Origin of the sequence: Hydrogenovibrio sp. JE_KL2 (genome assembly GCF_009296185.1) — a bacterium.
Classification (GTDB): Bacteria; Pseudomonadota; Gammaproteobacteria; order Thiomicrospirales; family Thiomicrospiraceae; genus Hydrogenovibrio.
Genome location: NZ_WBJR01000002.1, coordinates 173,633 through 196,792 on the forward strand (window position 1 = coordinate 173,633; position 23,160 = coordinate 196,792).

The 23,160-nt window shown below is 45.3% G+C and carries 24 protein-coding genes; 16 read left to right on the forward strand and 8 right to left on the reverse strand.

From position 1 onward, the window contains the following. Nucleotides 1-48: 48 nt before the first annotated feature. Nucleotides 49-906: a formyltetrahydrofolate deformylase gene (gene purU, locus F8R13_RS05090; protein ID WP_152832253.1), complete on the reverse strand. Its 858-nt coding sequence runs from the start codon at nucleotides 904-906 to the stop codon at nucleotides 49-51. A 296-nt stretch (nucleotides 907-1,202) separates the two neighbouring features. Here purU and F8R13_RS05095 point away from each other — a divergent pair, with 296 nt between their 5' ends. The 4 genes from F8R13_RS05095 to F8R13_RS05110 all read left to right on the forward strand — a co-directional run bounded on the left by F8R13_RS05095 (nucleotide 1,203) and on the right by F8R13_RS05110 (nucleotide 4,588). Then, complete coding sequence (locus F8R13_RS05095) at nucleotides 1,203-2,150, forward strand: cyclic nucleotide-binding domain-containing protein (protein WP_152832254.1); 948 nt, start codon at nucleotides 1,203-1,205, stop codon at nucleotides 2,148-2,150. A 109-nt stretch (nucleotides 2,151-2,259) separates the two neighbouring features. After that, nucleotides 2,260-3,081, forward strand: coding sequence for an exodeoxyribonuclease III (gene xthA, locus F8R13_RS05100; protein ID WP_152832255.1), 822 nt, complete (start codon nucleotides 2,260-2,262; stop codon nucleotides 3,079-3,081). A 78-nt stretch (nucleotides 3,082-3,159) separates the two neighbouring features. After that, nucleotides 3,160-3,840: an NAD(P)H-flavin reductase gene (locus F8R13_RS05105; protein WP_172967703.1), complete on the forward strand. Its 681-nt coding sequence runs from the start codon at nucleotides 3,160-3,162 to the stop codon at nucleotides 3,838-3,840. A gap of 70 nt (nucleotides 3,841-3,910) precedes the next feature. Then, nucleotides 3,911-4,588: an outer membrane beta-barrel protein gene (locus F8R13_RS05110; RefSeq protein WP_152832258.1), complete on the forward strand. Its 678-nt coding sequence runs from the start codon at nucleotides 3,911-3,913 to the stop codon at nucleotides 4,586-4,588. Nucleotides 4,589-4,603: 15 nt separating this feature from the next. Here F8R13_RS05110 and rdgB read toward each other — a convergent pair whose 3' ends face one another. Both rdgB and rph read right to left on the reverse strand, forming a co-directional pair. Next, entirely contained in the window at nucleotides 4,604-5,194 is a 591-nt protein-coding gene (gene rdgB, locus F8R13_RS05115; RefSeq protein WP_152832261.1) for an RdgB/HAM1 family non-canonical purine NTP pyrophosphatase, read from the reverse strand. Nucleotides 5,195-5,212: 18 nt separating this feature from the next. Then, a complete protein-coding gene (gene rph / locus F8R13_RS05120) occupies nucleotides 5,213-5,929 on the reverse strand; it encodes a ribonuclease PH (protein WP_152832263.1) in 717 nt (238 codons plus the stop codon). A gap of 130 nt (nucleotides 5,930-6,059) precedes the next feature. On the opposite strand from rph, the gene F8R13_RS05125 reads away from it, so the two are divergent. From F8R13_RS05125 to F8R13_RS05150, 6 genes are all read left to right on the forward strand, one after another. Continuing rightward, a complete protein-coding gene (locus F8R13_RS05125; RefSeq protein ID WP_152832265.1) occupies nucleotides 6,060-6,926 on the forward strand; it encodes a YicC/YloC family endoribonuclease in 867 nt (288 codons plus the stop codon). 162 nt (nucleotides 6,927-7,088) lie between these two features. After that, nucleotides 7,089-7,307 carry a hypothetical protein gene (locus tag F8R13_RS05130; RefSeq protein ID WP_152832267.1) on the forward strand — a complete coding sequence of 73 codons (219 nt, stop codon included), beginning with the start codon at nucleotides 7,089-7,091 and terminating at the stop codon, nucleotides 7,305-7,307. Between the two features lie 160 nt (nucleotides 7,308-7,467). Continuing rightward, nucleotides 7,468-9,900 (forward strand): penicillin-binding protein 1A, encoded by a 2,433-nt coding sequence (locus tag F8R13_RS05135; RefSeq protein WP_152832269.1) that lies wholly within the window; start codon nucleotides 7,468-7,470, stop codon nucleotides 9,898-9,900. Between the two features lie 27 nt (nucleotides 9,901-9,927). Further along, the gene (locus tag F8R13_RS05140; protein WP_152832271.1) at nucleotides 9,928-10,806 is read left to right on the forward strand and encodes a fructosamine kinase family protein; all 879 of its coding nucleotides are present in this window, start codon (nucleotides 9,928-9,930) and stop codon (nucleotides 10,804-10,806) included. A 205-nt stretch (nucleotides 10,807-11,011) separates the two neighbouring features. Next, a complete protein-coding gene (adk, locus tag F8R13_RS05145) occupies nucleotides 11,012-11,659 on the forward strand; it encodes an adenylate kinase (RefSeq protein ID WP_152832273.1) in 648 nt (215 codons plus the stop codon). Between the two features lie 168 nt (nucleotides 11,660-11,827). Next, entirely contained in the window at nucleotides 11,828-12,433 is a 606-nt protein-coding gene (locus F8R13_RS05150; protein WP_152832275.1) for an FMN-dependent NADH-azoreductase, read from the forward strand. Nucleotides 12,434-12,494: 61 nt separating this feature from the next. Here F8R13_RS05150 and F8R13_RS05155 read toward each other — a convergent pair whose 3' ends face one another. Further along, nucleotides 12,495-14,045: a bifunctional diguanylate cyclase/phosphodiesterase gene (locus tag F8R13_RS05155; RefSeq protein WP_152832277.1), complete on the reverse strand. Its 1,551-nt coding sequence runs from the start codon at nucleotides 14,043-14,045 to the stop codon at nucleotides 12,495-12,497. A gap of 206 nt (nucleotides 14,046-14,251) precedes the next feature. Here F8R13_RS05155 and purT point away from each other — a divergent pair, with 206 nt between their 5' ends. The 4 genes from purT (at nucleotide 14,252) to rpoH (ending at nucleotide 17,963) form a co-directional block, all read left to right on the forward strand. Next, a complete protein-coding gene (gene purT / locus F8R13_RS05160; protein ID WP_152832279.1) occupies nucleotides 14,252-15,457 on the forward strand; it encodes a formate-dependent phosphoribosylglycinamide formyltransferase in 1,206 nt (401 codons plus the stop codon). A gap of 300 nt (nucleotides 15,458-15,757) precedes the next feature. Beyond that, the gene (locus F8R13_RS05165; RefSeq protein WP_029911763.1) at nucleotides 15,758-16,192 is read left to right on the forward strand and encodes a flagellar protein FliS; all 435 of its coding nucleotides are present in this window, start codon (nucleotides 15,758-15,760) and stop codon (nucleotides 16,190-16,192) included. 177 nt (nucleotides 16,193-16,369) lie between these two features. Continuing rightward, the gene (locus F8R13_RS05170; RefSeq protein WP_152832281.1) at nucleotides 16,370-16,930 is read left to right on the forward strand and encodes a cytochrome b; all 561 of its coding nucleotides are present in this window, start codon (nucleotides 16,370-16,372) and stop codon (nucleotides 16,928-16,930) included. A 181-nt stretch (nucleotides 16,931-17,111) separates the two neighbouring features. Beyond that, nucleotides 17,112-17,963 (forward strand): RNA polymerase sigma factor RpoH, encoded by an 852-nt coding sequence (gene rpoH, locus F8R13_RS05175; RefSeq protein WP_152832283.1) that lies wholly within the window; start codon nucleotides 17,112-17,114, stop codon nucleotides 17,961-17,963. A 76-nt stretch (nucleotides 17,964-18,039) separates the two neighbouring features. Here rpoH and F8R13_RS05180 read toward each other — a convergent pair whose 3' ends face one another. The 4 genes from F8R13_RS05180 to aroK form a co-directional block, all read right to left on the reverse strand. Then, nucleotides 18,040-18,363 (reverse strand): hypothetical protein, encoded by a 324-nt coding sequence (locus F8R13_RS05180; protein WP_152832285.1) that lies wholly within the window; start codon nucleotides 18,361-18,363, stop codon nucleotides 18,040-18,042. A 20-nt stretch (nucleotides 18,364-18,383) separates the two neighbouring features. Beyond that, nucleotides 18,384-19,286 carry a D-hexose-6-phosphate mutarotase gene (locus tag F8R13_RS05185; RefSeq protein ID WP_152832287.1) on the reverse strand — a complete coding sequence of 301 codons (903 nt, stop codon included), beginning with the start codon at nucleotides 19,284-19,286 and terminating at the stop codon, nucleotides 18,384-18,386. A 54-nt stretch (nucleotides 19,287-19,340) separates the two neighbouring features. Continuing rightward, on the reverse strand, nucleotides 19,341-20,423 hold the full coding sequence (gene aroB, locus F8R13_RS11655) for a 3-dehydroquinate synthase (RefSeq protein ID WP_152832289.1): 1,083 nt from the start codon (nucleotides 20,421-20,423) through the stop codon (nucleotides 19,341-19,343). A gap of 69 nt (nucleotides 20,424-20,492) precedes the next feature. Then, on the reverse strand, nucleotides 20,493-21,017 hold the full coding sequence (gene aroK / locus F8R13_RS11660) for a shikimate kinase AroK (protein ID WP_152832291.1): 525 nt from the start codon (nucleotides 21,015-21,017) through the stop codon (nucleotides 20,493-20,495). Between the two features lie 285 nt (nucleotides 21,018-21,302). Between aroK and gmk the strand changes: the two genes are divergently transcribed. Continuing rightward, nucleotides 21,303-21,938: a guanylate kinase gene (gmk, locus tag F8R13_RS05200; RefSeq protein WP_152832293.1), complete on the forward strand. Its 636-nt coding sequence runs from the start codon at nucleotides 21,303-21,305 to the stop codon at nucleotides 21,936-21,938. Next, nucleotides 21,939-23,129, forward strand: a complete 1,191-nt coding sequence (locus F8R13_RS05205; protein ID WP_152832295.1) for a DegT/DnrJ/EryC1/StrS aminotransferase family protein — start codon at nucleotides 21,939-21,941, stop codon at nucleotides 23,127-23,129. The last annotated feature ends 31 nt before the right edge of the window (nucleotides 23,130-23,160 follow it).

A 23,160-nucleotide genomic window follows, 5' to 3' on the forward strand; every position in this document is an offset into this window, starting at 1 on the left:
AAAAGCGCTCAATTGAGCGCTTTTTTGTAACTTTCAAACTATGCTTTATTAAGGCGCAAACACCACTGTTTTGTTGCCGTGAATCAAGACGCGGTCTTCCAGGTGGTAACGCAAGCCGCGTGACAGGGTGATTTTCTCTACATCACGTCCCAGACGTTTCAGGTCTTCAATATCCTGTGAGTGATTCACACGAATAACTTCCTGTTCGATAATCGGCCCGGCATCCAACTCTTCCGTCACGTAATGGCAGGTCGCGCCAATCAGTTTCACACCACGCTCGTAAGCTTGATGATACGGCTTGGCACCCACAAAAGACGGCAAGAAACTGTGGTGGATATTGATGACTTTACCGGCATAATCACGGCACATATTGGGTGGCAAAATCTGCATATAACGCGCTAGAACAATGACATCCGCTTCATATTTTGCGGCCAGTTCTTCAGACTTTGCAAAAGCTTCTGGTTTGGTTTCCGGCGTAACGGGTACATGATGGAAAGGCACTTGATACCACTCGACCATTGAACGTAGGTCATCGTGGTTGGCGATAACGCAAGCGACTTCACCCGGTAGGTCTTTTTCATGCCAGCGATACAGCAAGTCTGCCAAACAGTGAGACTCTTTACTGGCAAACAACGCGATGCGCTTTGGCTTAGCCGAGTCAAACACTTGCCATTGCATATTGAAGGCTTCGGCAATCGGTCTGAACTTTTCTTTGAAACCATCTAAGTCGTTGTTCAATGAGCTGGCTAGAATCTCATGGCGCATGAAAAACCAATGATCCATAGTTTCGGTGTGGTGATTGGCTTCAACAATGGAGCCGCCCTGGTCTGCAATAAACGACGCCACTTTTGCCACGATACCCACTTGATCCGGGCATGAAATCACTAATCGAAACACTCTGCTCATGAAAAATTAACCTTTATAAATTGATGCGCAGTCCACAAAAGCTTTCTATAAAAACTTTCTTCGGCCTTTACTTTCCTCGCCCCGAAACTCAGGAAACCAAAAGCCTTATCTTTTTGTTTATAGGCAAAAAACTGCGCACTGAATGAACGTAAAAAACATTAGCCTGCAATCATATCAAAACCCTTTCGCCCGCAAAAACGTTTTTATCCGCTTTGTGCGACAACATGGCTACCTCAATGCCTAAATTTATGTAAAAATGTGCTTATATGTTCGCTGTGTAGATAAAGCCGGAAGCCATGTCTCAACCAACCCAAAACCAAGCCGCCGACAACAAGATGATGAAGTTCAAGGCAGGCGATGTCTTGTTCAATGAAGGTGAGTCAGGACATAAGATTTATATCATCAAATCGGGTGAAATCCGTATTAGCACCCAAAAGGATGATAAGGCAGTGACACTGGGCATCTTGAAAAAAGGCGCTTGTTTTGGGGAAATGGCGGTGATTTCGTCCGCGCCTCGCGTAGCATCTGCCATTGCGAAGACGGATGCGGAAGTCTATGAAATCGACAAGGCACATGTCGATAAAATGATTGAGACCTTGCCACCTTTGTTTCGTGCCATCGTCAACTCTTTAATCAAACGCGTGGCGACACTGAACGATTTCGCAACCGAAAAATCCACCTTGGGGCATGCTCTGTCTTCATTGGCACACTTGATTATGCTGTTTCTGCAAACGCAAAAACAAACGGTGACGACAACACCGCAACCATCGGCAGCGTCAGCTTCTACGCCTGCTTGGGCGAGACAACCTGACCCACAGGAATACACGCCAGTGCAAACTGCCGATAATGCGCAAGCACATGTGCCGATAGTCAAAATCATTGACACCAGCCAACAGATTTTGGGGTTCACCAAAGGCCACACCCAAAAACTACTGGTACAGTTCACGAAATTCAATCTGGCGAAAATAGAACAACAGGGTTCGCTGGAGATTCTAACCTTCAACCCGAATACTTTTGTGGCGGAAACGGAAAAAACCCTCGGTGCTCTCGGTCACATGATTGATGCGGAACTGACCGCCGATTTGGAATATGTTGATTTGGTTGAAATGGCAAAACAAATGAACACCAAACCACGTTACCTAATTGATGCGATTGTCTCCGGCAGACTGCCGCAAGAAGCGGTAGTTCTGAAGCAGTCTTTGGTTCGCCGAGCGGTAGAAGAACAAGGTCGCATGTTTTTCTAATCCCATTTTTACCGCAATAACCTTGTCATTTAGTCGGATTTGTCACTGCTTAAAGCCCTATGCTTTGATATAATCTTGCCTTTGTTTTAATCAATCAGAATATTTAGTTATGAAAGTCGTTTCGTTTAATGTCAACAGTGTACGTATGAGACTCCACCAGCTTCAAGCGCTGGTCGACAGCCAATGCCCGGATATCATCGGTTTGCAGGAAACCAAAGTACAAGACCACGAGTTCCCGTTGGTGGATATTCAAGCCATGGGCTACAACGCCGTTTTCATGGGGCAAAAAACCCATTACGGGGTGGCGTTGCTTTATCGTGACACTGTTGAGCTGGTCAACACGCAATACGGTTGGAAAACCGATGACGAAACGGCACAAAAACGCATGATTATCGGCGACTTCCGCGATGCAAACGGCAATGAAGTCCGTGTGATCAACGGTTACTTCCCGCAAGGTGAAAACCGTGAGCATCCGGTGAAGTTTCCGGCAAAAGAAAGGTTCTATCAGGATTTGATGACCTATCTGCAAACAGAATGTTCTCCTGAACAAAAACTGATTGTGATGGGAGATTTCAACATCTCGCCTGAGGACATTGATATCGGTATCGGTGAACAAAACAAAAAACGCTGGCTGAAAACCGGTAAAACCAGTTTCTTGCCGGAAGAACGTGAGTGGTGGGCAAAGCTGATTGGTTGGGGGTTGAAAGACACTTACCGTACCGTTCACCCTGACGATAACAACACCTTCAGCTGGTTTGATTACCGCTCAAAAGGATTTGAAGACGACCCGAAACGCGGTCTTCGCATCGACACGCTACTGGCAACAGAATCTTTGAATGCCTGCACAGTAGACAGCGGCGTGGATTATGCGGTTCGCAGCATGGAAAAGCCATCGGATCACGCCCCGGTTTGGAGCGAATTCCGCTTCTGATTTTTAACCCATTATTGCAACGCACAGCAAAGATACAAGCTACTCAAGCGCCACAATAGAGCTAAACAAGCGATGAAAATGAGTCAAATTTTTAAAGTTATTCAGGTCGAACACTTCACGGCAGACACCATTCAGTTGATTCTCAAGCCGACTCAGCCTTTCCGTTATCAAGCCGGTGACTACATTATGCTAGGCTTCGAGCAGGAAGACCTGAAACCGTTTTCCATTGCTTCTTCACCGCGCAACGATGGTCGTATTGAGCTACACATCCGCAAGCATGAAGACAATGCTTGGAATGATCGCCTTTTCTCTCTGACATCAGGCGAAGAAGTATTGGTTGAGGGACCAAAACCGCAATATCAGCTTGATGAAGACATTTGCCAAAGCAAAAAACCGATTCTGTTCGTTGCCGGTGGTACCGGTTTTGCACCGATGAAAGCTTTGTTAGATGAGTTGCTGGCATCGGGATGTGAAAACACCATCCACTTCTATTGGGGCTCAAAACACAAAGAAGACCTCTACATGCGTAATCAAATGATTGCCTTGGCGAAACATCACGACAATCTGGACTATATTGAAGTCTTGTCCGAGCCGAGCGAAAACGATGCCGGGTTGACAGGATTGGTTCACCAAGTGGTCTTGGCGCGTCACCCCAACCTGGCAGATTTTCGCGTTTATCTTTGTGGGCCTTGGCCGATGGTTCAAACCGCAAAAGAAGATTTCTTCGCCGCCAATTTACCGGAAAATCAATTCAACTGATTGTCGTTTTTTGCAAGTTTGCACACTCTTTGCTTAACATAAGCATCAACCAATCGAGTGGAAACAAACGATGCAAGAAAGATTGACGAATTCCTATGTAAAACCCTTGTTCGGCGCGGCTTTGTGCTGGCTGATGCTTGGTATTTTCAGTATCGCAAATGCGGCAACTTCCAACATTCCGCCACTGCCTCAACCGCTGCCTGCACAAAAAACATCTCAACAAACACACCAAACTGCTGTCTTAGCCAACCCTTCGGCAAAAAGAATTTTGTCCGATTATTGGGGGTTAAGCTATCACCTGTTCAGCATTGACAACCCGGACGTTTCTTCCAGCTCGCCAAAATCTGTCATGCTGAAACTTGGACACCATCTTAACGATACGCTTGCCATTGAAGCCGGACTGGCAACCCCGCTATCTGACGACAAAGTCAATTGGAATGGGCAATCGGCCTATCAAAAGGTCGACACGCTGTTCACCATTCGGCTGAGAAAGGCTTTCATCAATATGGAAGGGATTGAGGCTTATGGTCTTTTGGGCGCAGCCTATACCAAACTGGATACCGGAATAGTTACAGACGGCGCTTTGGTTCAGGGCTATAAGGAATCAACCGATATCGCCTTTGGTTTTGGTGCACGTACAAGATTGGGGACAACCAATATGACAGGCTATGTGGAATACAACCGTTTGGTGAATGAATCGAAATTCGGTTTATCAAGCATATCTGTCGGTATTGACTATTACTTTTGATTGAGAAGTCATCCGCTAGAGTTGAGCCATCAGTTGTTGTAAGGCTTGAGCGCGATGGCTGACTTCATTTTTCTGAATTTTGGAAAGCTCCGCTGCGGTACAACCAAACGCATCAAACCACACGAGCGGATCATAGCCAAAGCCGCCGGTTCCCTGAGGGGCTTCCAGCAAACGACCGCACCACTGTCCTAAGCCGATTTTCGGCGTTGGGTCTTGCGCATGCTCAACATAAACCATTGCGCAGTAGTAGCAGGCTTCACGTTCCGTTTTGCCTAGCATGGTTTCCAGAAGTTTTTCATTGTTCAAAGCATCTGAAGCAGGTTGCCCTTTATAGCCTTCGGCATAACGTGCGGAATAAATACCCGGTTGCCCCTGTAACACAGGCACTTCCAGCCCGGAGTCGTCGGCAATGGCAGGCAACCCAGTTTTTTCGCTGGCGAAACGCGCTTTAATCAGGGCGTTTTCAATAAAGCTCAATCCATCCTCTATTGCTTCTTCCTGAAAAAACTCGGACTGCGGATGCACCTCAAAGCCCAACGGAGACAAGATATGTTGCATTTCCGCCAATTTACCGGCATTGCCGGTTGCCAAAACCACCTTTTTCATCTGTTCACTCGCTCCGCGTTATTCGGCAAGCATCGCTTTCTGTTTTTGGATCAACTTTTTAATGCCTTTCGCGCCCAACGCTAGCATCGCGTTCATTTCTTCCAAAGAATAAGGCTCTGCTTCTGCCGTACCCTGTACTTCAATAAAGCGCCCATCTTCAGTCATCACCAAGTTCATATCGGTTTCGGCAGTCGAGTCTTCGGCATAGTCCAAATCCAGCACCGGCGTTCCCTGGTAAACCCCAACTGAAACCGATGCCACGTTTTGAATCAATGGATTTTCAGTTAAGCTGCCGTCTTTTATCAAAGTATCCAGCGCCAGCGCCATGGCAGCAAAACCACCGGTAATGGATGCGGTACGCGTACCGCCATCGGCCTGAATAACATCACAGTCAATCGTGATGCTGCGCTCACCAAGCTTTACCAAATCAACACCCGCTCTTAATGAACGACCAATCAATCGTTGAATTTCAACCGTGCGACCGCCCTGTTTTCCAGCACTCGCTTCACGACGCATTCTCGTTCCGGTCGAGCGTGGCAACATACCGTACTCGGCTGTTACCCAACCTTTGCCCTGCCCTTTTAGAAAAGGCGGAATTTTTTCTTCTACCGTCGCAGTACAAATCACTTTGGTATCTCCAAACTCGATCAACACGGAACCTTCAGCGTGCTTTGTGAAGTTTTTTGTCAGTCTTACAGCTCTCATTTCATCGGTTTGACGGCCACTTGGTCTCATTAGATTTGTCCTTATCGAGTACTTTTTATTAGAATGGATGGATTATACGAGACGATGCCCTTGCACTCAAACCGTCTTGCAACAAACATTAAACATAAGGCTTATCAATGCCGAAGAAGGTGGGTAACGCATGAAAAGCATGACAGCTTTTGCCAGAGTAGAACAACAACAGGACTGGGGGAAAATCAGCTGGGAGCTTCGAAGTGTTAACCAACGCTACCTCGAAATCTACCTGAAAATGGCGGAAAACCTCAAAACCGTCGAAATGCCCGCCAGAGAAAAAATCAAACAATCCATCGGTCGCGGTAAACTCGAAGGCACACTTCAAGTCGATCTGACTGAAGGTGAAAGCAGTTTTCATGTGGACATTAATCTGGTCAATCGATTGGTGCAATCCATTGAAACCGTTCAGCTATCCTTACCGGAAGCGACCAACTTGAGTCCATTGGATATTTTGAAATGGCCGGGCGTGTTACAAACCCAACAATCAACATTATCAGCGGATAAACTGAACAGCGCTATTCTCGACTGCTTGCAACAAGCTTTGGAACAACTCAATGAAGCGCGTAGTCGCGAAGGGCAAGCTTTAGCAACCATCCTGTCGGAAAAAATCAACCTTCTGCAAAGCGAAGTCGATGCCGTTAAGGCTATCTACCCAGAAGCTTTGAGCCAACATACTGAAGCGTTAAAACAACGCATTCAAGAGTTGGCTGGGCAAGTTGACGATCATCGCTTTCATCAGGAAGTGGCGATTATTGCTCAAAAGGCGGACATTTCTGAAGAGATTGAGCGCTTGCAAACACACCTGACGGAAGTATCACGCCTTCTAACCACCAAAGGACTGGTAGGCAGACGGCTGGATTTCCTCATGCAGGAACTGAATCGGGAGGCCAATACACTCGGTTCAAAAGCCATTGATCCGAGACTGACACAATCAAGTGTCGAATGCAAAGTGCTCATCGAACAAATGCGTGAGCAAATCCAGAATATTGAATAAGCCAAAAGTGACGCAAGCACTTGCTTGTACAGAGATTTTCCTTCTAACGACTAATAAAGATTCTTTCTTGATGCGAATCAATATTTTTATTTGAATTTTTGCGCCCAGAACAGTATAGTTCGAGTTGTTGTTATGGACTTACAACTATCTGAGGAAAAACAAATGAACAATTTTATGAAAATGCTTGGAACGCTAACAATCGCGGTTATCATTCCATTGCTAGTACTTTTAGGGATTTGGGCGGGCATCCTTCCTCAATCACTACAAGTTGACATCGGTATGTTCGGTGTGATTTCTGCGATCGTTATTATCGTAGGTGGAAACTTATACTTGATGTACGATGACATCAAAACAGGGCGTTATTCAAAATCTAACAAATAAGATTTCCTGTTTTCACAGTCATTTTCAAAAAACCCGGCTTAAGCCGGGTTTTTTTATGTCTTTTTTACAATATTGTCATCTTTACATGCTTTTTAGCCAGCGGGTTATCACGTATAATGGCCCCTTAATTTACCTTGAATAACAACCGATTACTTAATTTATGTCAGATGAATTGCGAAATGACGATTATTACGATCGTCAAGCATCCGAACCAGAGAACACTCCCCCAAAAAAGAAAAAACGTGGTTTTTTTAAAAAATTCTTTTGGTTTAGCTTCTTTTCTGGATTCTTTCTCTTCCTAGCCGGTGTTATCTACTACGCTGTCACGATCTACCCAACGCTTCCTGATGCTTCAAGTCTGAAAGATGTTTCCTATCAGGTGCCTTTGAAAATCCTGACCTCAGACGGCAAACTCATCAGCGAAATCGGTACGAAAAAACGTATTCCGCTGGATTACACTCAAATTCCTGAGCGCATGACTCAAGCCCTTGTGTCCGCGGAAGATGAAGACTTCTTCAAGCATGGCGGCATCTCATTCAAAGGCTTGGCACGTGCCGTCTATGAATTGATTACCACCGGACACAAGAAATCAGGCGGTTCAACCATCACCATGCAGGTTGCCAGAAACTTCTTCCTGACCAAGAAAAAGAGCTATTTGCGTAAACTGAACGAGATTGTGCTGTCTTACAAAATCGAACACCAAATCAGCAAAGAAGAGATCCTCGCACTCTACATGAACAAAATGTTCTTGGGCTACCGTTCTTATGGCTTTGCCGCCGCAGCGCAAACCTATTATGGAAAAGACCTGAAAGATTTGTCGCTGAATGAGTTTGCGATGCTTGCCGGTTTGCCGAAAGCCCCTTCTCGCTACAACCCGATTTACAACCCTGAACGCGCCAAGCTTCGCCGTGATTACGTGCTGAAACGTATGTATGAAAACCACTACATCACTGAAGAAGAGATGAATCAGGCGATGGCGGTTCCGGTTCATGCCAAATTGACCGGTTCCCGCATTGATGTTGAAGCGGGTTATGTTGCAGAAATGGCGCGTGACTTCGCTATCGAACATTTTGGCGACGATGCGTTGAAGAACGGTTTGACCATCACCACCACGATTGATTCGCATCTACAGGATATTGCCAACAAATCGGTACGCGATGGCTTGCAAAGCTATGAAAAACGTCATGGTTATCGTGGTGCTATCACCCATTTCGCTCCCACTATCATGACCGATCATGCGCAATTGATTTCAGAACTCAGTGACTTGAAAACTTTTGCGTCACTGGATGTTGGTGCCGTCACCGAAACCACCGATGATGACGCAACGGTGATGCTCGAAGACGGGACGGTTACGCACATCTCTCTGGACAGTATCAAGTGGGCGCGCCCTTACATTGATGTCAACAAAACAGGTCCTGAACCGGAAAAAATCACCGATGTCCTGAATGTCGGCGATGCCATTTACCTACAGTTGACCGATAGCGGTTGGCAACTAGCCCAAAACCCGAAAACCGAAGCTGCATTGATTTCCGTTGACCCGGATAACGGTAGCATCAAAGCGTTGGTTGGTGGTTATGATTTCTTCCGCAGCAAATACAACCGTGCGACCCAAGCGCGCCGACAAGTGGGGTCAAACATCAAACCGTTCTTATACTCCAGTGCGCTGGAAGACGGCATGACGGCTGCCTCCATCATCAATGATGCGCCTGTTGTATTCCACGATGCCGCGTTGGAAGATGTTTGGCGCCCAGAAAACTATTCCGGTCGTTTCTATGGTCCGACACGTTTGAGAGTGGCGCTCATGCATTCGCGCAACCTGGTTTCCATCCGTTTGTTGCAGCACGTCGGTATTGCTTATGCCATCAAGTACATCGAACGTTTCGGCTTCCCGAAAGACCAGCTCAATCTGCATCGCGATTTATCTTTGGCACTGGGGTCGGTTCAGTTTACACCGGAAGAAGTCGTACGCGGCTATTCCACTTTTGCCAATGGCGGTTATTTGATTGACCCCTTCATCATCGACAAAGTTCAGAATTTTGATGGCGATGTCATTTATCAGGCGAATCCTAAAAAGGCCTGTACCGTCCAATGCACACCGGACGACCCAACCACTGCACCGAAAATCATTACGCCACAGAATGCCTATATCATGACAACGATGATGCAAGACGTCATCAACCACGGTACAGCACAAGCGGCTAAAGTATTGAATAGAAAGGACATTGCAGGGAAAACCGGAACCACCAACGATCAGAAAGACGCATGGTTCTCTGGGTTCAACCCTCACATTGCCACCAGCGTTTGGGTAGGGTTTGACCAACCAAGCACCTTGGGGCGTAATGAATTTGCGGGGCGCGCGGCGCTGCCAATCTGGATCGAGTACATGAGAGAGGCTTTGAAACCCTATCCGAATGTACCTTTTGCGATTCCCGATGGTTTGGTGAATGTTCCTATCGACAAAACAACAGGTAATGCCGTTCCGGCAGACACCCCCGGCGCTTTCTTTGAAGTCTTCCGAGAAGGACATGCTCCAAAGGTGCCTAACGTATCGGAAAAAAACATCGAAGAAATGACGCAAAAGCTGTTTCAATAGTCATTTGGATAACGCAGGGAAGACACTATGAATTGGTCGGCACTTTCTCAAGTTTTAAGCACTGAACATGGTCTAAATCTGCATATCGAAACCGCCTCACCTGTCGGAGGCGGCGACATCCATCAAGCATTTCATGTCAAAACACTGGATGACACTTACTTCCTGAAAGTAAACCATGTCGATAGCCTCCCGCTGTTTGAAACCGAAGCCCATAGCCTTCGGGCGATTCTCGACACAGGTGTGATTGACACCCCCAAACCTCTTGCATATGGCATTGCTGATGATAGAGCCTTTTTGCTTTTGACCTATTTTCATATGGTTGGTCAAGGGGATGATGAACAACGCGGCAGAGACTTGGCGTTGCTGCACCATCAAATAAACGATGATAAACAATTCGGCTGGTTTGAAGACAACTACATCGGTCACACCTTGCAAAAAAATCCATGGCATAACAGCTGGATCAGCTTCTATCGCGAAGCCAGATTACTCCCTCAACTTGCGCTGGCAGAGAGCAATGGCGCAAGCAGTCAACTGGTGGATGCCGGCAAACGTTTAGCGGATGAGCTCCCTAAATTCTTTCAGGAATATCGCCCAGAAGCCTCTCTGTTACACGGTGATCTTTGGGGCGGCAACAGCGCGTTTCTTGCCACGGGTGAAGCGGTGTTTTTTGATCCCGCCAGTTATTACGGTGACCGCGAAACCGATTTGGCAATGACAGAGCTTTTTGGCGGTTTCTCCAAAGCGTTTTACGATGGCTACAACAGCGTTTTCCCTATCGACAAAGGCTACCGGATGCGCAAACCTTTGTATCAACTCTACCATCAGCTCAACCACCTCAATTTGTTCGGCGGGCATTATCAGCAGCAATCTTTACACACCATAGAATCCCTGCTGAAAAGCCAATAACCCCCCAACCTGGCAGTTTTTAACAAGCACATTGGGTGTGCAAAACACTCTATGATAAAATACCCAAACTTTTAAGCCGCCTTAAAATTCATTTTGAAATGTATTTGGAATTTGAACACCATTCCAGCGCAAAGGCGGCAAGGCACAGATGATAAAATCGCTGCCCAAAACTTATTCATACAAGCTGTAAAATTTAGGAATCCACATGAAATTTATTCTTCTAGGCGCACCGGGCGCGGGTAAAGGAACACAAGCACAGTTCTTGACCAAGCAATTCAACATCCCTCAAATCTCTACTGGCGATATGCTACGTGCTGCCATCAAAGCAGGGACAGACTTAGGAAAACAGGCCAAGTCTTTTATGGATGCGGGTAAGTTGGTAACAGATGAAATCATTATCGGTTTGGTGAAAGAGCGCATTCAAGAAGCCGATTGTGCCAATGGTTTCTTATTGGACGGTTTCCCTCGTACGGTTCCACAAGCAGATGCTTTGAAAGCTGCTGGTGTGGCAATCGACGCCGTGATTGAAATCGATGTGCCAGATTCTGAAATTGTTAACCGTATGGCTGGACGTCGTGTTCACCCAGGTTCAGGCAGAACTTACCACTTGGTTTACAACCCACCTAAAGTTGAAGGCAAGGATGATGAAACTGGTGAAGACCTGATTCAACGTGATGACGACCAAGAAAATGTTGTATTGGATCGTTTGAAAGTCTATCACGATCAAACCGCTCCTTTGGTCGACTACTACACGCAAGAAGCCGCTAACGATACTTCAATCAAGTACATCAAAGTAGACGGTACACAAAAAATTGATGACGTGGAAAAAGCGATTCTTTCAAACTTGAAATAATCGTTCCTCTCCTCAAATGAAGGCCTCAAATAAGAGGCCTTTTTTATTCTCTCAATAAAAATTATTGCCAATATAGCAATAGTATTTTTCACATTAAGCTATTTTTCATCATTAATCTTCTCCTTAGAATAAGGGTTCACTTTGTATTACCCTCTAGGAGAATTTCACATGGCGACCCTACTAAGAATCGACAGCAGCGCTTTGTCACAAGGATCTAATTCCAAACATCTGGCAGACCAATATCAAGCGGAATGGTTGAGCAAGCATCCACAGGGCAAGATTATCCATCACGATTTGGGCGTTAATCCGCCATCTCATTTGTCGGAAGCCACCATTCAGGCAATGTACACCCCGGCTGAAAGCCGTAGTGCGGATCAAAACGCGCAATTGAACGAGTCAAACCAGGCACTACAAGATATGCGTGAAGCCAGCACTTTATTGATTAGCGCACCGATGTATAACTTCGGCATTCCCTCTTCTTTGAAGGCCTACTTGGATCAAGTCGTACGTGTGGGCGAAACTTTCACTTACACAGAAAATGGTCCAAAGGGCTTATTGGAAGGTAAACAAGCGATTGTTATTTTGACTTCAGGCGGAAACTACACGGAATCGCCTTATAACCAATTTGATCACGTGACCCCTTATCTGAAAACGGTTTTAGGCTTTATCGGGATTACGGATGTTAAGGTGGTCACAGCACCAGACATGGCGAACAACGATCATAAATCGACTTCGTTGAACCGTGCTGAAGAAGCATTGTTGGAAGCGGTTTAATTAAGCAAGATGAGTCGCAATGTCGGAAACGGCATTGCGTTTAAAAGCGCTGAAACTGGGATCACCCAATCAGTGTTTTGAAGTTTTCGGTTTCGATTCTTTCTGACCAATAAGGTCCCTGCCCATAAGCACAGCCCCAGTGTTTAAGTTCTTCCGCTTGCTGTTCTGAGTGAATACCGCCGGCAATCATACAGGCATCCAAACTTTGTGCCATTTGAATAATGGCTTTCACCCACTGTTTACCCTGCTCGGATTGCATTTGCTTGTCCAACCAAATCGGATCGAAGCGAAACTCTTGAATCGTCAATCCCATTAGGAAATTCAAATCCAAAGGCTGTGACCCGACATCAGAAAGCGTCAATTGATAACCTGCCTCAGTCAGCGCCTGTAACAGTTCTTTAACGTCTTCCCCTTCTTGTTGCAAACTTCTCAAAGAGAAGGATAACTGTAGCTGGTTCTTTGGAATGTCATAACGTTCAACCGCTTCGTCGAGTTTCTTTTGCAAAGAATCATTCCACAAAGGTTTCAAAATCGGCAAGGTCACCACAAATTCAGGATCCAATACCTGCCAATCCTTTAAGTAGTGGCAAGCAGTATCCAACAACCAATCCCCCGCGGTATCTGCCCACAAGGCATTTTCAAGCTTCTCTTCCCACTCGCCATCGGAAAAAGTTTCATAGAAAGGGTTCTGCCAGGCAATAGACAGGCAACCGCCAACGATACGGCTTTCTTTTAAATCGATTTGCGGTTGAACGCAGCTAATCAACTCATCCTTGCCAATCGCCATTTCCAAGGCAGCGCGAATATCCGATTCTCTCTTTTCATTCAAGAAATCTGGCGATGTGTGTGCATCTTCGTAGAAACGGAATTGCTTTTTCCCCATATTCTTGGCGACATATAAAGCTTTGTCTGCGTTTTCAGACAGTTCGGAAGCAATACGTCCATCATGAGGGAAACGACTGACACCAATACTGGTTGAGATTCTGACTTCGTGCCCATCAAAACAATAAAGACGTGAAATCTCGTTGATAATGCGTTTGCAGATACCTTCGATAATATCGCGGTTGTCTTCAGAGTCGGTCAGTAGAGCAACAAACTCATCCCCGCCTAAACGGGCAACGATATCATTCTCACGAAGCGAGGAGACCAAGCGTGCCGCGGCATGACGTAGCAGTTCATCACCAATATGATGCCCTAGATTGTCATTGACCTGCTTAAAGCCATCCAAATCGAGAAAAAGCAAGGTGAACTTGGTATTGGTGTCGGTGGCACGCTGAACCATCTGCTCCATCAAGTCATGGAAATAGCTGCGATTCGGCAAGTGCGTCAAGGCATCATAATGCGCTTTTCGGTAAAGTTCTTCCGTACGGGCTTTCACTTCGGCCTCTATAAGATTTTCGACATCTTGCTGACGTCCAGAGAATTTATAACGTAAGTCAGACAACAGATTTTTGACATTTCCCATCTCCAATCTGGCTTGAAGTGATGCCTCATTATCCCTCACAAGGCCACCCAGCTGTTCATGCGCCAAACGACTTTCATTTGCTAGCCTTTCGATGGATGCATCGCTTAGCGTAACCTCTGAAAACGGGCTCATGTCGTCTTTTACCATGGTAATTTCCTAGTTTCTCTCTATTTCCCGGTTGTAATTGGCGATTGTCTAGTCACTTTTGCACAAGGCTTTGACTATAATATGCCTACAACTGCGTAAACACTTTTGAACGACTTCCGTCCGAAATTGACTCTTAACGTTATTCTAAAGTGTTTGATGTCAATAAGTTAACAACAATTTACTAAACACTTAGCAAAGGAAATGCCATGTCTCAGGATTCGGCTACGAACACTGTCACCATTGGAACCAAGTTTTCACCTACCGCAACCAAACTTTTATTGTGTGGCTCAGGAGAACTAGGAAAAGAAGTCGCTTTAGAAGCACAACGTTTTGGCATAGAAGTGATTGCGCTTGACCGCTATGAAAACGCGCCAGCCATGCAAGTTGCGGATAAAAGCTACACCTTGAGCATGCTTGACGGTGATGCATTGCGTGACATTATCCTCAAAGAAAAGCCTGACTTCATCGTACCGGAAATCGAAGCGATTGCGACCGACACCTTGGCTGAACTTGAACAACAAGGCTTTAATGTCGTCCCGACCGCCAAAGCCACGCAATTGACGATGAACCGTGAAGGCATTCGTCGCTTGGCGGCAGAAACGCTGGGCTTAAAGACCTCGCCTTACGCGTTTGCAGACAATAAAGAAGACTTTGTTCAGGCGGTGAACAACATCGGTATTCCATGTGTTGTGAAGCCAATCATGAGCTCTTCAGGCAAAGGGCAAAGCGTCATTAAAACCGCAGCAGACATTGATAAGGCGTGGGATTACGCGCAAGAAGGCGGACGTGCAGGCAAAGGTAAAGTTATTGTCGAAGGCTTTGTGGATTTCGACTACGAGATTACACTATTAACTGTACGCCATATCGATGGCACCAGCTTCTGCGAGCCTATCGGCCACTTACAGGAAGACGGCGATTACCGTCAGTCTTGGCAGCCGCATCCAATGACAGCAACAGCGTTGGAAAAAGCACAGCAGATGGCAAAAAGCATTACGGATGCGCTCGGCGGGCGCGGACTGTTCGGCGTTGAACTCTTTGTCAAAGGCGATGAGGTCATTTTCAGTGAAGTGTCGCCACGACCACATGACACAGGCCTAGTGACATTGATTTCTCAGGACATTTCCGAGTTTGCACTGCATGTACGCGCAATCCTTGGGCTGCCGATTCCGAATATTGTCCAGCATGGTCCTTCGGCCTCCAGCGTCATTCTGCCTACCGGGCAATCGACACAAACAGCGTTCGGCAATCTGTATCAAGCGCTTAACGAACCGGACACACAAATCAAACTGTTCGGTAAGCCTGAAATCGCCGGTAGACGCCGCATGGGTGTTGCGCTTGCCAGAGGCAACTCTATTGAAGAAGCCTTAGAAAAAGCCAAGCGTGCTTCTCAAGCCGTCACCGTTACCTTTTAAAAACGTTCTTAAATAAATACTTTGTCCCCCCCAACCTGGCAGAAATTTGTCAATAATCTGCCAGGTTGGGGTCATATTCTTCACATCAACCCCCGTCAATTTTCTGACTATCAGCAATAATTGCCAGTTTCTCGTTGGTTTTTTGCACTCACGCGGCAATTTTTTCCACCCACTAAAATCCTTTAAAATCAATGCTTTAATTTAATTGTTGGTAACTTTTACCTACTTTGGCACGGTCAATGCTGTTGGCTAAGTAAAGAAAAACTTTAATTATTTTTTCGACTAGAAAGGAAAACAGCCATGACTACTAATTTAACGATGACATCAGAAGCGAAAGCACCACTGATTAAAGACTACAATCGTAACCCACAAACTGAAAAACACTTGGCTGAAAACCCAAGAAAAACTGTTTTGTTACTATTACAAGGTGTTGTTGATAAAGGAAATTTGGCAAAAGTTTGCCACCAATCCAATGCTTTGGTTGAAAAAGGATTCCACCTAGGTCGTATGACAACGATTCTTGACGCACTTCGTGACCGTTTGAGTTTGACCGAACACACTCCGATTGCGTACGATCTGGAAGAACTTTATCACTATGCTGATAAAGCGATACAAGAAGCTGTGTTTGAAAAAGATACTTTCTATCTAGACAGCGCTATCGAAATTCTTACCGAGCTAAGAGATGCTTGGTTGGAAATGATGCATCAAACAGGTGAGCTTGGCGATCACGCTTAATTCTCGCTTAGCTTGCCTGATGCAACTAAGTTTGGCTTTCTTTCCTTTCAAACTCGAAGGCTTTACTTACTCCCAAGACCAGTTACTTTAGCTGGTCTTTTTTTTATCTGTTTTCTTTGTATAATCCTCTATAGACTAAATCGTTCTGCACTTTCAACCCAACAAAGAGTCAACCCAATGAGCCTAAAAAACACTCCTAATAGCTTCGGCCTAGTTTCTCGCGCAAACCACTGGATTTCCGCTTTTGCATTTATCCTGGCGCTTATTACTGCTTTCGCTGCCGAAGAATTCATGGCAAAAGGTGAAGCAAGAACCGCCGTGTTCCATCTGCATTTCTCTTTGGGAATCAGCTTATTTCTGCTGATGATTCTTCGAGTCATCTGGTTGAAGATGTCACCTAACCCGGAAGACATCGGTGAAAATCGTATGGAAGTCGTGTTGAGCCACATCGTCAAAGGCTTCTTGTACCTTTCCTTGATTGTCATGCCGATTTCAGGCTATATGATGGTCAGCGCCGGTGGACACGACATCCCTTTCTTTAATCTGTTTACATTACCGAACTTGATTGGCGAAAATCCTGACATTAAAGCCATTGCCAAACCGCTACATGTTTACAGCGGATTCCTCATCACATTCATTTTGATGATGCATATTGCCGGTGCTTTGAAACATCATTTCGTCTACAAAGATGACGTACTTAACCGTATGTTAGGTCGCTCTTCCTCTAAGCCTGAATAAGGCCGTTTAAAACCTAGAAAATTTTTAAATAATAAAAATAACTATTTGTTTTTCTAAAGTTTTAACAAAGTCTGTCGATACCATGAATATCGCAAAAAATGATTAGCACTCTCTTGACTTGAGTGCTAATTTCTGTATATTAGAGTTAATGAAAAAGATGACTCAACAGGAGCAGGATTGTATGACAAATCAAATGATTCCGTTTAGCGCGAGCCTTACTCCAGGACAAAACATCGAACACTACCTGGCAACCGTTCAAACTATGCCTGTCTTAAGTGCAGAAGAAGAACACGCGCTTGCTGAAAAATTGTATTACCAACAAGACCTAGAAGCAGCTAGACAACTTATCTTGTCAAGCCTACGCTATGTTGTGCCCGTTGCCCGCTCTTATAAAGGTTATGGATTGCCTTTGGGAGACTTGGTGCAAGAAGGAAACATCGGCTTGATGAAAGCGGTAAAACGCTTTAACCCAAACGAAAATGTCCGCCTAATGACGTTTGCCGTGCATTGGATTCGTGCTGAAATCAACGAATATGTCATTAAAAACTGGCGTATCGTTAAAACAGCAACCACCAAAGCGCAACGTAAATTGTTCTTCAAACTAAGAAGCACAAAAAAATCGTTGGAATGGTTTGGTAACAAAGATGCCGATGCGGTTGCAAAAGAACTGGGGGTTACACGACGCGACGTGTTGGAAATGGAAACCCGACTTTACGGTCAGGATTTACCGGTAGATATGAGTTCCGATGATTCGGAAGATTCAGGTAAAACCTACCCTATCTTGGTCAGCCAAGAGTTGGACCCGGAAACACACTTGGTCAACGAATCCCAAAATGATTATGAAATGGGCATGATGACATCTGCGCTTGCGAACTTGGATGAACGTAGCCAAGACATTATCCGCAAACGCTGGTTAACTGAAGATAAAGTCGGTTTGAAAGAATTGTCTGAAATTTACGGTGTTTCTATGGAACGTATCCGTCAGATTGAACAGCAAGCTTTGTTAAAAATGCGTGCGAACATGCAAGCTTAACGACCGCTTTCAACACCATAAAAAAGCCCCGACATCGGGGCTTTTTTTATGAGTGATTTTAAGTATTAGTGGTGTGTCAGAAAAATCGCATCGCAACGATCAAAACAATACAAGCATCCGCAATCAAAGTTAATAGGAAACCGAGCTTTTGTACCATGCCGCGCATTACACTCGTACTCCCCTTCAACACCAATAACGACAGCAAATTGGCAAAGATCACGAGAGGTACCCCCCAAGTAATCGCCACATTGAACTCTGTCGCACCAGGCTTAACTTCATTCAACCCGAACACCACCAACAATGCCGGCAGAAATAGTCCAAACGCAATTAAACCGAACATCGCCGCCAAGATGGACAGCATATTGATTAACCATTGAGGTTTGTCGGTTTTATTCGTCATCGCAGTCGCCCCCAACCAATCTACAAATTTTCCGCTGACAATATCATGGTTAAGGTATGTTTTGACTCACTGGGAATCAACACCGCATTATCCAAAACATTGCCAGACTCGACGCACAACATTGTCTGCCAAGCATCGTCATTCATATCACCAAAAGCCTTCACACCTTCAGGTCCTGGGTTCCAAACCACACTGGAGAGGCTATGGTCTTTTTCTATCACAATGCGACGACCCAATCCCTCATCTTCAAAACTGACTTTTCCAGACTGATTTAAATAAACATTATCCATTGGTGGTTCAACCACTACCGCACCTTGCTGCTGAACAGCGTCGGCATAGGTTAGCTTATCAAGCAAAATAGAATCTTCCAGCCCTTCTATCTCAATAGCTTGAGGATTAGAAACGGCGAAATAGGTATGGAATGCTTCAGTGATACTCAAATCATAACGATTCAGGTTGTGCGTGGTGAGTGCCATCGACAACTTTTCACCTATCTCGATTCTTAGAGACAAATGAAAGGCATGCGGCCAAAGCGTTTGAGAAAAGGCATCCGAATCGCACACCAGCAGAACTTCTGTTACACCACTGTCATAGGTATGGACTTTATCCAAATGCCAAACCTGATTACGCACAAAACCATGGGCAGGCAGGCCCTCTTCATCAGACTTGCCAAACCAAGGCCAACAAATTGGAATCCCCCCTCTGACAGGCTTTTTGCCATCATAGACCGCTGAATCAGATACCCAAATCAAATCTTTGTCGGCAGAAGCGCCTTGCTTTGGCACATAGCTCAACAGACTCGCGCCATGGGTAGTAATTTTCGCGGTTGCGAAAGGGTTATCAATATCGATCATCATCAAATGATCTTTCATTGAAAAGGAGACACCTTCGGCATCAAACTGTTGAGCAAGTGCGTCTATCATGCTATTTCCTTACTAGGCGCGCCGACAAAGTCGGCAGCGGAATTATGACTGAAACTATCGCCACTCGGTCAAGGTTTGCTCCAACAGCGACTGAGAGTAATCACCCGTAACATAGGCTTCCCCAATTTGCTTTAGCAACACCAAACGAATGTGACCAGCCTGTACCTTTTTATCTCCCGCCATCAAGTCCAAGAAACGCTGATTGGACATGTCATTAACACTTGGCGGTAACGTTGGGAGTTTGGCATGTTTAAAAATTTTCTCGATTCTGTCGAAGTCAGCTTGTGAAATATTCCCCATCAACTTAGATAAGTAAATGGCTTGCATAGAACCGGCACTAACGCCTTCACCATGCAACCATTTACCGTAACCCATCCCGGCTTCAATCGCATGGCCAAAGGTATGACCCAAATTGAACAGGGCACGCAATCCAGACTCTTTTTCATCCAACGCAACAATTTTCGCCTTGTTTTGACAGGATCTTTCAATCGCCTCCGTTAAGGCAACTGAATCACGGGCAAGCAATTCATCCATGTGCTGCTCAAGCCACTCGAAGAACGGATAATCTGTAATCAAACCGTACTTGATAACCTCTGCTAAACCTGCGGACAGCTCTCGGTCTTCCAAAGTACTCAACACATCGGTATCAATCACAACACATTCCGGCTGATGAAAGGCACCAATCATATTCTTACCGAACGGATGGTTTACGCCGGTTTTTCCACCTACTGAAGAATCTACTTGAGACAATAGTGTCGTCGGAATCTGAATGAAATTGACACCACGTTGATAGGCAGCAGCAGCAAAACCTGTCATATCACCAATCACACCGCCGCCCAGTGCCACAAAGGTACACTTTCGATCAAAACGATTGGCAATCGCTACATCAAAAATCTTGTTCAGCACTTCCAGATTCTTGTACTCTTCACCATCAGGAAGCACAGCTACACGAACTTCATAATCCGAAAAGGTTTTCTCCACCTGTTCCAAATAAAGTGGTGCCACCGTTGTATTGGTGACGATCAATACTTGGGCTCCTTGAACATAAGGGCGAATCAACTCAGGATTATTAATCAGTTGCTGTCCGATGAAAATCGGGTAACTTCTTTCTCCTAAATCGACATTTAGTGTTTTCAATAGTCTGTCCTCAATTCTTTAAAACTTTTTGCTGGCAAGTGTATTTGGTCGGGGGATACTTTGGTTGGCTTATGCCAAATTCTCTTCTTCCAGTTTTTCGACGATTTGTTTAACCACTCTATGCACCGGAATTTGCTCGGTTTCAATCACCAAGTCCGCGACTTCCATATACAGAGGGTCGCGCTTTTCCATGAGATCCATCAAGACTTGCTCAGGGTTATCCGTTTGTAGCAGAGGGCGATTGCGATCATGCTTGGTACGTTGCACCAACGCATCCACTGAAGATTTAAGATAAACAACAAAGCCTCTTGAGCGTAAATGTCTGCGGTTTTCAGGGTCTAACACCGCGCCGCCACCTGTTGCCAAAACCGTTTCCGTGCGCTGCGTCAGTTCATCAATAACATTTGCTTCGCGAGCACGAAAGCCTTCTTCGCCTTCAATGTCGAAAATAATCGGAATAGTTGCGCCGGTTTTTGCCTCTATTTCGTGATCGCTGTCCACAAAATCATAGTGCAGCTTTTCCGACAAAAAACGACCAACGGTGGATTTTCCAACCCCCATCGGACCGACCAAAAAAATACTTTCTTTATGCATGGTGTTATTTTAGCCCACTACTGGAAACGACTTAAAATTTTGTTTAAAAATTATACGGAGCGCACTTTTACCAACCGACCAAGCGCCAATCCAACAAACCGCATAAAAATGAAAGTAATTTTTTTAGCTGTATGTTACAGATAGCATGGTTAATTTTTGGTTAAACTCTGTTAAAATGCCCAACTTGCTACAAAATTAAAAATACTACCAAATTACATACAAAGATTCCCTCACATTTCAGTGAAACGGGAGACTTTAGTTAAAAAACTGGAAACACAACAAGACATGACAGGCTCGCTTTATATCATTTCCGCACCCTCTGGCGCAGGGAAATCTTCTCTTGTCAGCAAACTTCTGGAACGCGACCAGCATATTCAGGTTTCCGTATCAACCACCACTCGCCAGCCACGCCCAGGTGAAGAAGATGGTGTAAACTATTTTTTCGTGACTGTTGACGCTTTCAAAGAGAAAATTGCGCAAAACGACTTTCTTGAATACGCTGAAGTCTTCGATAACTTTTACGGTACTTCAAAGTCCATCGTCGAGTCCAAGTTATCCGATGGCAAAGACGTCATTCTGGAAATAGACTGGCAGGGTGCGCAACAAGTCAAATCGCTCTTTCCCGATGCCATTAGCATTTTCATTTTGCCACCCAGTATGACAGAGCTCAACAAACGTCTAAAAGGCCGTGGAACAGACAGTGAGAAAGTGATTGCATCCCGCATGGCAAAAGCAGTCAATGAAATGTCACACTTCGACGAATTTGATTATGTTGTGATTAACAACCATTTTGAAACGGCTTTAGCGGAATTACACAGCATCTTTTTGGCAAACCGCCTTCGCCGCCATATTCAGCACCAAAAACACCGAAATATGATTAACGAATTGCTGGAAAACAGCTCTCCAGAAAAGGACCTATAAATGCCTGGTTTTGAAATTTTTGACGACAGTGAAAAACAACAAGTTCAAGAAGTCATGGAGAAAGGCTTCACCTTTCGCTACAACTTTGACGGCATGCGTAATGACGTTTGGAAAGCACGTGAACTGGAAGGGATGATTTGCGAAACTTTGCAAGTTAAACATGCCCATTTGGTTTCCAGCGGCACGACAGCCCTATCAACCGCTCTAGCGTCTGCAGGCATCGGCGCAGGTGATAAAGTCATCGTACCGCCATTTACATTTGTTGCTTCTGTAGAAGCTATCGTACTGGCTGGCGCAGTGCCGATTTTCTCGGAAATTGACGAAACACTGACACTGTCTCCTGAAGGCATTCAAGAAACATTGAAAACACACCCTGACATTAAAGCCATCAACTTTGTCCACATGTGTGGCTCGATGGGTAAAATGGATGAAATCAAAGCCATTTGTGATCAGCACAACATCATCCTATTGGAAGATGCTTGCCAGGCAACCGGCGCAACATATAAAGGTCAGGCTCTCGGGACAATCGGCCAGGTTGGTACTTTATCTTTCGACTCCGTTAAAACCATTTCTTGCGGTGAAGGTGGCGCAATCCTAACCAATGAAAGCAAAATCTATGATTTCGCTCATCAATACTCTGATCACGGGCATGACCATATTGGCATGGATCGCGGCGCGGAAACTCACCCTATCATGGGTAGCAACTACCGCATTTCTGAAATGAATGCCGCGGTCGGTGTTGCGCAATGGAAAAAACTGGATCGTATTTTAGACACCCAACGCCGTAACAAAAAAGCTTTGAAAGATGCGCTATCAAGCTACTCAGAAGTGTCTTTCCGCGTTATTCCAGATGAGTCAGGCGACAATGCTGGATTCCTAAGCTTTATGTTACCGACAGAAGAGCGTACACAAGAAATTGCTAAAGCATTGGCGGAACAAGGTGTGCCTGGCGTCTTCTACTGGTATGCGAACAACTGGCATTACTTGAAGAACTGGCACCATATTCACCAAATGAAAGGGCCTGCTAAATTGCCGATAGAATTGGTCGCCGACCGTCCAGATTACACTAAAGTGCAAACGCCAAAGTCGGATGCCATTATGAGCCGCACTTTGTCCATGCTAATCAATCTATCTTGGACAGAAGCGCAAATTAATGAGCGCATCGCAGCATTTGCTAAAATTTTTCGTTAAACTTTGATTTTTGAATTACCCCCAAACCACC

Coding starts and splice junctions, on each gene's coding strand:
- purU (WP_152832253.1), bottom strand. CDS start 906: ATGAGCAGAGTGTTTCGATTAGTGATTTCATGCCCGGATCAAGTGGGT.
- F8R13_RS05095 (WP_152832254.1), top strand. CDS start 1,203: ATGTCTCAACCAACCCAAAACCAAGCCGCCGACAACAAGATGATGAAG.
- xthA (WP_152832255.1), top strand. CDS start 2,260: ATGAAAGTCGTTTCGTTTAATGTCAACAGTGTACGTATGAGACTCCAC.
- F8R13_RS05105 (WP_172967703.1), top strand. CDS start 3,160: ATGAGTCAAATTTTTAAAGTTATTCAGGTCGAACACTTCACGGCAGAC.
- F8R13_RS05110 (WP_152832258.1), top strand. CDS start 3,911: ATGCAAGAAAGATTGACGAATTCCTATGTAAAACCCTTGTTCGGCGCG.
- rdgB (WP_152832261.1), bottom strand. CDS start 5,194: ATGAAAAAGGTGGTTTTGGCAACCGGCAATGCCGGTAAATTGGCGGAA.
- rph (WP_152832263.1), bottom strand. CDS start 5,929: ATGAGACCAAGTGGCCGTCAAACCGATGAAATGAGAGCTGTAAGACTG.
- F8R13_RS05125 (WP_152832265.1), top strand. CDS start 6,060: ATGAAAAGCATGACAGCTTTTGCCAGAGTAGAACAACAACAGGACTGG.
- F8R13_RS05130 (WP_152832267.1), top strand. CDS start 7,089: ATGAACAATTTTATGAAAATGCTTGGAACGCTAACAATCGCGGTTATC.
- F8R13_RS05135 (WP_152832269.1), top strand. CDS start 7,468: ATGTCAGATGAATTGCGAAATGACGATTATTACGATCGTCAAGCATCC.
- F8R13_RS05140 (WP_152832271.1), top strand. CDS start 9,928: ATGAATTGGTCGGCACTTTCTCAAGTTTTAAGCACTGAACATGGTCTA.
- adk (WP_152832273.1), top strand. CDS start 11,012: ATGAAATTTATTCTTCTAGGCGCACCGGGCGCGGGTAAAGGAACACAA.
- F8R13_RS05150 (WP_152832275.1), top strand. CDS start 11,828: ATGGCGACCCTACTAAGAATCGACAGCAGCGCTTTGTCACAAGGATCT.
- F8R13_RS05155 (WP_152832277.1), bottom strand. CDS start 14,045: ATGGTAAAAGACGACATGAGCCCGTTTTCAGAGGTTACGCTAAGCGAT.
- purT (WP_152832279.1), top strand. CDS start 14,252: ATGTCTCAGGATTCGGCTACGAACACTGTCACCATTGGAACCAAGTTT.
- F8R13_RS05165 (WP_029911763.1), top strand. CDS start 15,758: ATGACTACTAATTTAACGATGACATCAGAAGCGAAAGCACCACTGATT.
- F8R13_RS05170 (WP_152832281.1), top strand. CDS start 16,370: ATGAGCCTAAAAAACACTCCTAATAGCTTCGGCCTAGTTTCTCGCGCA.
- rpoH (WP_152832283.1), top strand. CDS start 17,112: ATGACAAATCAAATGATTCCGTTTAGCGCGAGCCTTACTCCAGGACAA.
- F8R13_RS05180 (WP_152832285.1), bottom strand. CDS start 18,363: ATGACGAATAAAACCGACAAACCTCAATGGTTAATCAATATGCTGTCC.
- F8R13_RS05185 (WP_152832287.1), bottom strand. CDS start 19,286: ATGATAGACGCACTTGCTCAACAGTTTGATGCCGAAGGTGTCTCCTTT.
- aroK (WP_152832291.1), bottom strand. CDS start 21,017: ATGCATAAAGAAAGTATTTTTTTGGTCGGTCCGATGGGGGTTGGAAAA.
- gmk (WP_152832293.1), top strand. CDS start 21,303: ATGACAGGCTCGCTTTATATCATTTCCGCACCCTCTGGCGCAGGGAAA.
- F8R13_RS05205 (WP_152832295.1), top strand. CDS start 21,939: ATGCCTGGTTTTGAAATTTTTGACGACAGTGAAAAACAACAAGTTCAA.